The following is an 11,709-nucleotide window of genomic DNA, read 5'->3' on the forward strand; positions in this document are numbered from 1 at the left end:
TCGCCGCAGCACCAACGGCATTGACCTATGCGAAGGACTCCAGTTGCACACCGGCGGCCTCAAGTCCGGCCCGCACGCGCGCTGCCATCTCAACAGCTGCCGGCGTCCCGCTAAGGAGGCGCAGGGAATCGGGACGAATACTGACTACGCTCCCGTCGACAGCAACGACATCGCCCTGGGTGGCCAGGCGGACGGCCCGTTCAACGACCGCGTCAATGTCCTGCAGCACGGCGCGTTCGTCGGAAAGCGGGAGCAGGCTGCCGTCTGCGAGGTACGCGCGGTCCGCAAAAGCCTCGGTGAACACCGGGTGCCCGGCCTCCTTGGCCTGCTTCAACAGCTCGGATCCGGGAAAGCCCAGGACAGGAAGTCCAGGATCATAGGCGTTCATAGCCGCCACCACCGCGGAGGCCTGGTCGGCATCGTGGATCACCGTGTCGTACAGCGCTCCGTGCGGCTTCACGAAGTCCACCGAGGCACCCACCGCGTGGGCCACGCCGTCGAGCGCCCCCAGTTGGTACAGCACATCGCCGAACAGTTCGTCGAAGCTCATCCCCAGCCTGCGGCGGCCGTAGCCGGCCAGGTCGCGGTAGCCAAGGTGTGCGCCAACGGTGACGTCGAGTTCGTAAGCAGCCCTGCAGCTGTCCAGCATGGTGACCGGATCTCCCGCATGTAGGCCGCAAGCAACGTTGGCGCTGGTTGCCAGCTGGAACATTGCCGGGTCGCCGCCGGCGGTCCAGGAGCCGAACGATTGCCCTACGTCAGCGTTGAGATCCAAGTGTGTTGCCTTCCAGCGTCAGGTTGTCCGGGCCGGCGGCGGCAGTCAGCTCCCCGGGTATGGTGTCCGGCATTGGCCCGAACGCCTCCCGGGCGTTCTTGGCCACCGCACGGCCCATCACGAGGTTACCGGCTCCGCCCACAACGGCACCTATCCCGAACGGGAGGGCCCTGCCGAACAGCGCAGTTCCCTGGCGCTTGAGCAGGTTCCTGAGGAAGGCCTGCTGGATCCGCTTGCGGACACTGCCGAACCCCGGCACCACCATCGACTTGGAGAGCGCGTTGCTCCAGGTGGTGGTTGCACCGCCCGATGACTGGCCGCTGAGCGTGCCCAGCAGGGCGGTGCCCTCCTCGCCAAGCATGATGGCCATGACCATGGTCCCGGCCTTTTCCGGGTTGGTCAGGCGGATGCCGTGGAGTTCCGCCAATGACGTTGCGTAGAGTGCCGTCGCTTCCAGGAAGCCGACGGTCGCGGCCGCGGACAGTCCCAGCGAGGCGACCGTTCCAACTCCGGGAACGACGGCTGTGGCACCCACCAGGGCGCCTCCGCCGGCCACCGCCCGGAGGTAGTCACGCTCTGCGATATCCGCCAACTGGGCGGCGGTGGCCCGGGGATGCCTCTTCTGGAGCCTGCGGATGTAGGCAACCACCAGGGGCCGCTGGATCTGCACTGCCCTCAGCAGCGTGTTGTGGACGCCGGGCTTGGGCTTGCCTTCGGCGTCGAACATTGCATTGTGGGCGGTTTCCTGTGCGATGCGAACTGCGGGGTTGCTGCGCCGGGCCATGGTCACCTTCATTCAAATCGACCTGCAGCGGTTGGGCTGCCGTGCTTTTCCATCCTATGTGGATAAACACTAAGCATGCTGAACTTTAGGTCTGCACGATGCGACTGGCGGGCTGCGGCGGCAGGAACGGTAACCGGACCCGGACGCCTGCGCCGCAACCCGCCGTCGGGTGTTACTTCCTGGCCTGCTGGACCTCCTCTGCCACGCCCGGGGCTTGGCCAACGCTGCGCCCGGCGGCAGCCTCGTCAGCACGAAGCTCAGCCCGGAAGACCTCGAAGCGGGCCAGATGTGCGGGGCGCCGGCGCAGGATGGCCCACGCCACACCCAGGACGACGAACCAGATAGGCGTCACCAGCAGGGCAATGAGCGTGTCCGGCTGGGTGGTCAGGGCCCAGAGGACGAAGGCGAAGAACGCGTAGACCACCCATACTGCGGGGATGCCGCCGGGCATCTTGAACTTCGACGCATCGTGCAGGTGCGGCCGGCGCCGGCGGAAGGAGATGTAGCTGGCAAGGATGATCGACCAGACGAAGACGAAGCAGACGGCTGACACCGTGGTCACCATTTCAAACGCCTTGCCAACGTCCTGGCCTGCGTACATGAGGACGACGCCGGAGAGCAGCAGGACGCAGGAGAGGAACAGTGCGTTGCTGGGCACCTTCCTCGTGGAAAGGCGGCTGAAGATACCCGGGGCGTCACCCTCCTGGGCAAGGCCGAAGACCATGCGCGAGGTGGAGTAGATGCCGGAGTTGGCTGAGGACATGGCCGAGGTCAGGACCACCAGGTTGACCACGGTGGCGGCGGCGCCGAGTCCGGCCAGGGAGAACATCCCGATGAACGGGCTGTGGCCTGCGGCGAACTGCGTCCAGGGGGTGACGGCCATCAGGATGATCAGTGCGCCGACGTAGAAGAGCAGGACGCGGACGGGGATGGCGTTGATGGCCCTGGGCAGCGTGCGCTCGGGGTTCTTGGCCTCGGCGGCGGTGGTGCCCACCAGTTCAATGCCTACGAAGGCGAACACTGCGATCTGGAATCCGGCCACGAAGCCCATGAATTCGTTGGGGAAGAACCCGCCATGGCTCCACAGGTTAGTGAAGCTGGCCGTTCCGGCGTCGCTCTGGAAACCGGTGAAGATCATGAAGAGCCCCACGACGATCAGCGCGGCAATGGCGACGATCTTGATCAGGGCGAACCAGAACTCGGTCTCGCCGAAGGCTTTGACGGTGGCGAGGTTCAGCAGCAGCAGGATGGCCACGGTGGCCAGGCCCGGAATCCAAAGCGGCAGGGCGGGCCAGAGTTCCCGGGAGTAGCCGGCGATTGCAATCACGTCCGCGATTCCGGTGATGACCCAGCAGAACCAGTAGGTCCAGCCGGTGAAGAAACCCGCCCACGGGCCCAGGAGGTCGGCGGCGAAGTCGCTGAAGGACTTGTAGTTCAGGTTGCTCAGCAGCAGTTCGCCCATGGCCCGCATAACGAAGAAGAGCATGAAGCCGATGATCATGTATACGAAGATCACGGAGGGGCCGGCGGCGGAGATGGTCTTGCCGGAGCCCATGAAGAGGCCGGTACCAATCGCCCCGCCGATGGCGATGAGCTGGATATGCCGGTTGGTGAGCTGCCGCTCCAGGTGCGGGGGCTCGCTGCGGACTGCCGCGCCCGCACCGTTGCGGGCGGGTTCGCTGTTGGACGTGGGGGGATGAATCGCCATGAGGAACTCCATCGATAAAGCGGCATTTGGGTGCCGCAAAAGATTTGGTTCCTCCCCGCTCTGTTGTGGACCTGAGAGTTTCCGCAGCCAAGCCGCTTGCACCGTCGGTGAGCCAGGATCATGCCCGGCTGCTTTCCAGAGTTGCCTGTCCGCGGCGGTACGTGGGCCTGAGAGTTTCCTGGGGAGGGTTTGCTCCTACGGCGCCTGCTAAATGTACCCGGCAGGCTCTCCCGCCGCAGGTCAAAGGCGTATTCAGTTGGACGCCGCTGCCTTCCGGGCTGCGGCTTTTGTGCGCTGGGAACGGCGCCGGCAGTCGGCTGCTCCGGATACGTTGAGCCAGCCGCCGCGGCGCCAATCCCGGGGTTCAGTGTGGCGTCGGTCACGATCGAATGTCAAACGCCTCCCGGCAAAAGACGGGTTATTGGCATTCTTTGGGCTGCAGCTCCGGTGCTCGGCGCAGCTACCGACTTGCCATAAGCCACTAATCCCGATACCTTGTGAGCCGAATCACCCACATTTGAATAAGCCTTTCGAGCTGTGACGGGAGAGTCCTCCCGGCATCCACCGGGCAGGCGCCGTAGGAGCAAATCCTCCCCAGGAATCTCTCAGGCCCACGTACCGTCATGGCGAGGCGACTCTGGAAAGCAACCGGGCGTCAATCCGGTTCACCGACGGTGCAAGCGGCCCCCTGCCAAGAGCAGGCCACGCGGAATCTCTCAGGTCCAATACAGAGCGGGGAGGAACCCATCCCATGCCGTGCCACCCCAGGCCGGCCAGAACTGGAGTTCCTCTTGACGATTCAATCGCTTCCAACATCGTTTGTTGACCGCCATATCGGCGCGCGCCGCCAGGCCGACGTCGACACCATGCTCAAAGCCGTGGGCTATGACAGCGTGGACGGCCTCGTTGACGTTGCCGTACCCGCCTCCATCCGCCAGGAATCTGCACTCCGCCTGCAGGACGCCCTCAGCGAGGTTGAAGTCCTTGCCGAGCTGCGCCGGATCGCCGGCAGGAACAAGACTGCCGTCCAGATGATCGGCCAGGGCTACTACGACACCGTCACTCCGCCGGTGATCCGCCGCAACATCCTGGAATCCCCTGCCTGGTACACGGCCTACACCCCCTACCAGCCGGAGATCTCGCAGGGCCGGCTCGAGGCGCTGCTGAACTTCCAGACCATGGTCCAGGACCTGACGGCCCTCCCCGTGGCCAACGCGTCGCTGCTGGACGAGGCCACCGCCGTCGCCGAAGCCGTGCTGTTGATGCGCCGTGCCAACAAGGACAGGAATGCCAAGGACGGCCGGACGGTACTCGACGCCGACTGCCTCCCCCAGACCATCGCCATCGTCCAGGGCCGCGCCGAGGCGCTCGGCTTCGAGGTCGAGGTGGCCGACCTGTCCAAGGGCCTGCCGGAAGGTGAGATCAACGGCGTCGTCCTGCAGCAGCCGGGGGTTTCCGGCCGGGTCTGGGACCAGTCCAGTGTCATCACCGCAGCCAAGGAGCGGGGGGCGCTGGTCACCGTTGCCGCCGATCTGCTGGCGCTGACCCTGATTACTCCTCCGGGCGAGCAGGGCGCGGACATCGCCGTCGGCTCCACCCAGCGTTTTGGCGTGCCGTTATTCTTTGGGGGGCCGCACGCCGCCTACATGGCCGTCCAAAAGGGCATGGAGCGCACCCTGCCGGGCAGGATCGTCGGAGTCTCCAAGGACAACGCGGGCACACCGGCGTACCGCCTGGCGCTGCAGACCCGTGAGCAGCACATCCGCCGCGAGAAGGCCACGTCCAACATCTGCACCGCCCAGGCACTCCTGGCCATCGTGTCCTCCTTCTACGCGGTTTACCACGGCCCCGACGGGCTGAAGGCAATCGCCGAGACCGCCCACCACAAGGCCAGGGTGCTGGCAACAGCACTCACGTCCATGGGCCGTGAAATGGTCACCGACTCCTTCTTCGACACGCTCACCGTCCGCGTGCCGGGCAAAGCCGCCAAGGTGGTCACCGCAGCCGAAGCCCGCGGCATCAACCTGCGCTTCATCGACCAGGACACCGTTGGCGTCTCCGTTGATGAGACGACGACGGCGGCAACACTGTCCGACGTCGCCGTCGCCTTTGGTGCCGGTCCGGTTGGTGACGCCCAGGGCTTCGAACTGCCCCAAGCTGTACTGCGCACGTCCGCGTACCTGCAGCATCCGGTGTTCAACACGCACCGGTCCGAGACCCAGCTGCTGCGTTACATCCGCAAGCTTTCTGACCGGGACCTGGCGTTGGATCGCACCATGATCCCGCTGGGCTCCTGCACCATGAAGCTGAACGCCACCGCCGAGATGGAGGCCATTTCCTGGCCGGAGTTTGCCTCCATCCACCCGTTCGCCCCGGACTCCCAGACCGAGGGCTGGCGTGAACTTATCGCTGGATTGGAAGCGGATCTCGCGGAGATCACTGGCTACGACCAGGTGTCCATCCAGCCCAACGCCGGCTCCCAGGGTGAGCTCGCGGGCCTGCTGGCGATCCGCGGCTACCACCACTCCCGGGGCGAGCAGCAGCGCAACATCTGCCTGATCCCGGCGTCCGCGCACGGCACCAACGCCGCCTCGGCCGTCCTGGCCGGCATGAAGGTGGTGGTGGTGGCCACGGCTGCTGACGGCACCATCGACCACGATGACCTGACGGCGAAGATCGAGGCCAACAAGGATGTCCTCTCGGCCATCATGATCACCTACCCCTCAACGCACGGTGTGTACGATTCCGACGTGCGCGAGGTGTGCGATGCCGTTCACGCCGCGGGCGGGCAGGTATACGTTGACGGCGCCAACCTGAATGCCCTCGTGGGCCTGGCGCAGCCCGGCAAGTTCGGCGGCGACGTGTCCCACCTGAACCTGCACAAGACCTTCTGCATCCCGCACGGCGGCGGCGGTCCCGGCGTCGGGCCGGTGGCAGCCAAGGCGCACCTGGCCCCGTTCATGCCCGGCGACGCGAACAAGGCCGCGCACGAGGCAGGCCATGGTGTGGCCATCAGTGCCTCCCGCTTCGGCTCCGCCGGTGTGCTGCCGATTTCCTGGGCCTACGTGAAGCTGATGGGCGGCGAGGGCCTGACCGAGGCCACCAAGTCCGCGCTGCTGGCCGCGAACTACGTCGCGTCCCGGCTGAACGAGTACTTCCCCGTCCTCTACACCGGCGAGGGTGGCCTCGTGGCGCACGAGTGCATCCTGGACCTGCGCGAACTGACCGCCAGGACCGGTGTCACGGCCGAGGACGTGGCCAAGCGGCTGATCGACTTCGGCTTCCACGCCCCCACCCTGTCCTTCCCCGTCGCCGGGACGCTGATGGTGGAGCCCACCGAGTCCGAGGACCTCGCCGAGATCGACCGCTTCATCGACGCCATGATCACCATTCATGGCGAGATCCAGCAGGTGGCCAACGGGGACTTCAGCCTTGAGGCATCTCCGGTGCGGAACGCACCCCACACGGCAGCCGCCGTCGTAAGTTCCGATTGGGACCGCGCCTACCCGCGGGAGCAGGCCGCCTTCCCGGTGCCCTCACTGCGGCAGGACAAGTACTTCCCGCCCGTGGGCAGGATCGACGGCGCCGCCGGCGACCGCAACCTGATCTGTTCCTGCCCGCCGCTTTCTGAATTTGAGAACTAAGGACTTCCAATGACCGAGAATTACACCGCGCTCTATGATCAGCACAAGAAAGCCGGGGCCTCCTTCACCGACTTCGGCGGCTGGCAGATGCCGCTCAAGTACGAGTCCGAGCTCGCCGAGCACCACGCCGTCCGCAACGCCGGCGGCCTGTTCGATCTCTCCCACATGGGAGAGGTCTGGGTGACCGGCCCCGATGCAGCCGCTTTCCTGGACTACGCCCTGGCCGGCAAACTATCCGCGGTCGCGGTGGGCAAGGCGAAGTACTCGCTGATTTGCGACGCCGACGGCGGCATCATCGACGACCTCATTTCGTACCGCAGGCCGTCCCCAGAAGAGGGCGTGGACAAGTACCTGGTGGTGCCGAATGCCGGCAACGCCGCGGTTGTGGCCAAGGAACTCCTGGAGCGCTCCGCCAATTTCGACGTCACGGTGGAGGACGCCTCGGCTGAGACCTCGCTGATTGCCGTGCAGGGACCGATTTCCGAGGCGATCCTCCTGAAGCTGGTCCCGGCCGAACAGCACGCACTGGTCCGGGAGTTGAAGTACTACGCCGCCGTCGAGATGGAAATAAACGGCCAGGACCTGCTGGTGGCCCGCACTGGCTACACGGGTGAGGACGGCTTCGAAATCTACGTTCCCAACGAGGATGCAGCCGGCCTGTGGGAAGCGCTGCTGGAAGTTGGCGCCGGCCACGGGCTCATCCCCGCCGGTCTCGCTGCGCGCGACTCCCTGCGCCTGGAAGCAGGCATGCCGCTCTACGGCAACGAACTCTCCCGCCACGTCAACGCCTATGCGGCCGGTCTGGGTCCTGTGGTGTCGCTGGCGAAGGAGAGCGATTTCGTGGGCAAGGAAGCACTGGCCGCCATCAAGGCTGCCGGAGTCGGTTCAACCATTGGGCAGAAGCTGGTGGGCCTCAAGGGCACCGGCCGGCGCGCAGCCCGCGCCCACTACCCGGTCCTCAAGGACGGCACCCTGGTCGGTGAAGTAACCTCCGGTCAGCCCTCACCCACCCTCGGCTACCCGGTGGCCATGGCCTATGTTGAGGTCGAATTTGCCGAGCCCGGCACATTCGTGGAGGTTGACCTTCGCGGCAAGCCCGAGCGCTTCGAAGTCGTAGCCCTCCCGTTCTACAAGCGCCAAAAGTAAATCCCCCAAATTTTCCACACGTAAAGGAAGAATCATGAGCAAAGTTGTTTCTGAACTGAAGTACTCCGCCGAGCACGAATGGGTTGCCGTTGACGGCTCCGGGCCTGCCGGGATCGGCATTTCCGCCGTCGCTGCAGATGCTCTGGGCGACATCGTGTACGTTGACCTGCCCGAGGTCGGCTCCACCCTCACGGCCGGCGAAACCTGCGGCGAGGTGGAGTCCACCAAGTCTGTCTCGGACCTCTACGCTCCGGTATCCGGTGAGGTCATCGAGATCAATGACGGCGTGGTCTCGGACCCCGCCCTGATCAACAGCGACCCCTACGGCGCGGGCTGGCTTTTCAAGGTGGCCGTGACCGAGGAAGGCCCCCTTATGTCGGCCGAGGAATACGCAGCAGCGAACGGCGGCGAGCTGTGAGCGCCCCGGTGGAAGTGGGCGCCTTCGAGCAGGTGGCCTCCCCCAGCCTGAACGCCGACCTGTCCGTCCTGGACCCCGAAGTTGCGGCGAAGATCGACGACGAACTGGGCCGCCAGCGCGATGGCTTGGAAATGATCGCCTCCGAAAACCACACGGCAGCGGCTGTGATGCAGGCGCAGGGGTCGGTGCTGACCAACAAATACGCCGAGGGCTACCCCGGAAAGCGGTACTACGGCGGCTGCGAGCACGTGGACGTGATCGAGCAGCTGGCCATCGACCGGGTGAAGGCCTTGTTCGGCGCCGGGTTCGCGAATGTCCAGCCGCACTCCGGTGCGCAGGCCAACGCCTCGGTAATGCACGCATTGATCAAGCCGGGCGACACCATCATGGGCCTCAACCTGGCCCACGGCGGCCACCTGACCCACGGCATGCGGATCAACTTCTCCGGGAAGCTCTACAACGTGGTGCCGTACGGCGTCCGCGAGAACACCCACACCGTGGACATGGCCGAGGTGGAGCGCCTGGCCCAGGAGCACAAGCCGCAGCTGATCGTTGCCGGCTGGTCCGCCTACGCCCGGCAGCTCGACTTTGCCGAGTTCCGCCGCATCGCTGATTCCGTGGGCGCCTACCTCATGGTGGACATGGCGCACTTCGCCGGCTTGGTGGCCGCGGGCCTGCACCCGTCTCCTGTCCCGCACGCGCACGTCACCACGTCCACCACGCACAAGACCCTCGCCGGTCCGCGCGGCGGAATCATCCTGACCAACGACGCCGACATCGCCAAGAAGATCAACTCGGCCGTGTTCCCCGGCCAGCAGGGCGGGCCGCTGGAGCACGTCATCGCCGGCAAGGCCGTGGCATTCAAGATCGCTGCCTCCGAAGAGTTCCGTGAGCGTCAGGAGCGCGTACTTGCAGGCGCCCGGATCCTGGCCGAACGCCTGGTCCAGCCCGATGTCAGCGCCAAGGGCATCAGCGTCATCTCCGGCGGCACCGACGTGCACCTGGTCCTCGTTGACCTGCGTAACTGCGAGCTCGATGGGCAGCAGGCCGAAGACCGGCTCGCCGCGATCGACATCACCGTCAACCGCAACGCCGTCCCCTTCGACCCCCGCCCGCCGATGGTCACCTCAGGCCTGCGCATCGGCACCCCCGCCTTGGCGACGCGCGGCTTCGGCGAGGACGCCTTCCGTGAGGTTGCGGACATCATCGCTGAGGCATTGATTGCCGACGCCGACGCCGACCTTTCGGGGCTCCGTCACCGCGTCGAGGCCCTGGCTTCGGCGCACCCGCTCTACCCGGGCATCGCGAACCTCGCCTGAGTGTTTCGGCCGTGGTTACCTTCGGGACCGGCGGGACCGGCATCTCCCATGTGCCGCCCCGTGGCTACCTTCGGGACCGGCGGACCGGACATTTTCACGCGTGCTGCTCCGTTGTGACCTTCGGGACCGGCGGACCGGACATTTTCACGCCTGCTGCTCGTTCCTCGCTTTGACGCAGGCTTTCGAAAAGTCCGGCTCCGCCGGCCCCTTGTGCGGAGGTTTCAGTTGTGCGAGGACTTGGCCAGCGGCCCGGGCTGAGAAAGTAGGCGGACGAGGTGCGTGAACTTCCCTTGGGCGGCCAAACCTATGCCCGGTGCATCGCTTCCTGCTGCCGCGTCGCTGTGGTGACCTGCGTTGGCGACTGGGCGGATTTCGGAGACGTGCTCCCCACCGTCCCCCTAACCTCGCAAGCTCGGCCAGGGAACCCGGACGGCGTGGGCCCCGGGCACGCGGAGGAATCCGGCCAGGCGCACCCAACCCGGCCCGCTCCACCCCAACCACTGTTTTAGTAAGGAATTGTCATGGCAGTCGGAGTCTTTGATCTTTTTTCGATCGGTATTGGGCCGTCGTCGTCTCATACTGTGGGGCCGATGCGGGCTGCTGCGGTGTTCGCGGAGGAGTTGAAGGCCTCGGGGAAGCTTGGGGACGTGGCGTCGTTGCGGGTGGATTTGTATGGGTCGTTGGCGGCGACGGGCCATGGGCACGGGACGATGACGGCGGTGCTGTTGGGGTTGGAGGGCTATCATCCGGAGCTGATCCTGCCGGCGGAGGTGGAGGAGCGGCTGGCCTCGATCGCGGAGAGCGGGGTGCTGCAGCTGGCCGGGGTGGTGCCGTTGCCGTATGGGGTGAAGGACATGGTGCTGCGGCCGTTGACGGTCCTGCCCCGGCACACGAACGGGATGACCTTCACCGTGGCGGACCAGGCCGGGGCGGTGTTGCACGCGGCGACGTTTTTCTCGGTCGGGGGCGGGTTCATCGTGCGTGAGGGTGAGGAGGACGCGGCGCAGCAGGAACTGGACGCGTCCAAAGAGGAGTTGCCGCTGCCGTTCCGGACCGCGGCGGAACTGCTGGAGCACTGCGCGGTGACCGGTCTGGGGATCGCGGACGTGATGCTGGTCAACGAAAAAGCTTCCCGCGGCGAGGAGGAGATCCGGGCCGGGCTGCTGCATATCTGGTCCGTGATGGAGGCGTGCGTGGCCACCTCGCTGAAACGGGACGGGGTGCTGCCGGGCGGGTTGAAGGTCCGCCGCCGCGCCCCGGACTGGTTTGAGCGGTTGAAGAAGGAATGCGCTACCGGCCCGCACGGCAAGGACCGGGGCCAGGACCAGAACAGCGACCCTGCCACCGGCCGGGACGGGGACGGGGATGCGGCGTGGGATGCGGGGCCGTTCGATCAGCGGTATTGGCAGGAGTGGGTTAACTTGGTGGCGTTGGCGGTGAACGAGGAGAACGCCTCCGGCGGCCGGGTGGTCACCGCTCCGACGAACGGGGCGGCCGGGATCATCCCGGCGGTGCTGTTCCATGCCCTGCATTTCGCCCCGGGCATGGAGAACGCGTCCGGCCGGGACCGCCAGGATGTGGTGGTGCGGTTCCTGCTGGCCGCCGGCGCGGTGGGGGTGCTGTACAAGGAACAGGCCTCGATTTCCGGGGCCGAGGTCGGCTGCCAGGGCGAGGTCGGGTCGGCGTCGTCGATGGCCGCTGCGGGTTTGGCGGAGGTGATGGGCGGGTCACCGGCGCAGGTGGAGAACGCCGCGGAAATCGCGATGGAACACAACCTGGGCCTGACCTGTGATCCGATCGGCGGGCTGGTCCAGGTCCCCTGCATCGAGCGGAACGCGATCGCCGCCGCGAAAGCGATCAACGCCGCGAAAATGGCGCTCTGGGGCGACGGCACCCACCGCGTCTCCCTCGACGA

At 66.1% G+C, this 11,709-nt stretch carries 8 protein-coding genes and 3 riboswitches; of the genes, 5 read left to right on the forward strand and 3 right to left on the reverse strand.

The genetic code is table 11. The features are described 5' to 3' along the window. Positions 1 to 25: 25 nt before the first annotated feature. The 3 genes from ACTJK0_RS20240 to cycA form a co-directional block, all read right to left on the reverse strand. A complete protein-coding gene (locus ACTJK0_RS20240) occupies positions 26 to 775 on the reverse strand; it encodes a LamB/YcsF family protein (RefSeq protein WP_440746398.1) in 750 nt (249 codons plus the stop codon). Beyond that, complete coding sequence (locus ACTJK0_RS20245) at positions 759 to 1,559, reverse strand: hypothetical protein (RefSeq protein ID WP_110542568.1); 801 nt, start codon at positions 1,557 to 1,559, stop codon at positions 759 to 761. Before ACTJK0_RS20245 ends, ACTJK0_RS20240 begins: the two co-directional genes overlap by 17 nt. Before the next feature lie 172 nt (positions 1,560 to 1,731). After that, positions 1,732 to 3,267 carry a D-serine/D-alanine/glycine transporter gene (gene cycA / locus ACTJK0_RS20250; protein ID WP_440746399.1) on the reverse strand — a complete coding sequence of 512 codons (1,536 nt, stop codon included), beginning with the start codon at positions 3,265 to 3,267 and terminating at the stop codon, positions 1,732 to 1,734. A gap of 50 nt (positions 3,268 to 3,317) precedes the next feature. Beyond that, a riboswitch (glycine riboswitch) is annotated at positions 3,318 to 3,412 on the reverse strand. Next, positions 3,413 to 3,510, reverse strand: a riboswitch (glycine riboswitch). It lies immediately after the preceding riboswitch. Positions 3,511 to 3,798: 288 nt separating this feature from the next. Then, positions 3,799 to 3,898: riboswitch (glycine riboswitch) on the forward strand. A 148-nt stretch (positions 3,899 to 4,046) separates the two neighbouring features. On the opposite strand from cycA, the gene gcvP reads away from it, so the two are divergent. The 5 genes from gcvP to ACTJK0_RS20275 all read left to right on the forward strand — a co-directional run. Next, entirely contained in the window at positions 4,047 to 6,911 is a 2,865-nt protein-coding gene (gene gcvP / locus ACTJK0_RS20255; RefSeq protein ID WP_440746405.1) for an aminomethyl-transferring glycine dehydrogenase, read from the forward strand. A gap of 9 nt (positions 6,912 to 6,920) precedes the next feature. After that, entirely contained in the window at positions 6,921 to 8,057 is a 1,137-nt protein-coding gene (gcvT, locus tag ACTJK0_RS20260; RefSeq protein ID WP_440746400.1) for a glycine cleavage system aminomethyltransferase GcvT, read from the forward strand. 34 nt (positions 8,058 to 8,091) lie between these two features. Next, positions 8,092 to 8,475 (forward strand): glycine cleavage system protein GcvH, encoded by a 384-nt coding sequence (gene gcvH / locus ACTJK0_RS20265; RefSeq protein ID WP_440746401.1) that lies wholly within the window; start codon positions 8,092 to 8,094, stop codon positions 8,473 to 8,475. Next, positions 8,472 to 9,794 (forward strand): serine hydroxymethyltransferase, encoded by a 1,323-nt coding sequence (gene glyA / locus ACTJK0_RS20270; RefSeq protein WP_440746402.1) that lies wholly within the window; start codon positions 8,472 to 8,474, stop codon positions 9,792 to 9,794. Before gcvH ends, glyA begins: the two co-directional genes overlap by 4 nt. 521 nt (positions 9,795 to 10,315) lie before the next feature. Further along, the coding region (locus ACTJK0_RS20275; RefSeq protein ID WP_440746403.1) for an L-serine ammonia-lyase, iron-sulfur-dependent, subunit alpha at positions 10,316 to 11,709 on the forward strand (1,394 nt) is incomplete at its 3' end.

The sequence above is a fragment of the Paenarthrobacter sp. 22069 genome, from assembly GCF_052046035.1.
In the GTDB taxonomy this organism is placed as follows: domain Bacteria; phylum Actinomycetota; class Actinomycetes; order Actinomycetales; family Micrococcaceae; genus Arthrobacter.

Excerpts from the sequence above, each read along its gene's own strand:
- ACTJK0_RS20245 (WP_110542568.1), bottom strand. The coding sequence starts at position 1,559 with ATGGCCCGGCGCAGCAACCCCGCAGTTCGCATCGCACAGGAAACCGCC.
- cycA (WP_440746399.1), bottom strand. The coding sequence starts at position 3,267 with ATGGCGATTCATCCCCCCACGTCCAACAGCGAACCCGCCCGCAACGGT.
- gcvT (WP_440746400.1), top strand. The coding sequence starts at position 6,921 with ATGACCGAGAATTACACCGCGCTCTATGATCAGCACAAGAAAGCCGGG.
- gcvH (WP_440746401.1), top strand. The coding sequence starts at position 8,092 with ATGAGCAAAGTTGTTTCTGAACTGAAGTACTCCGCCGAGCACGAATGG.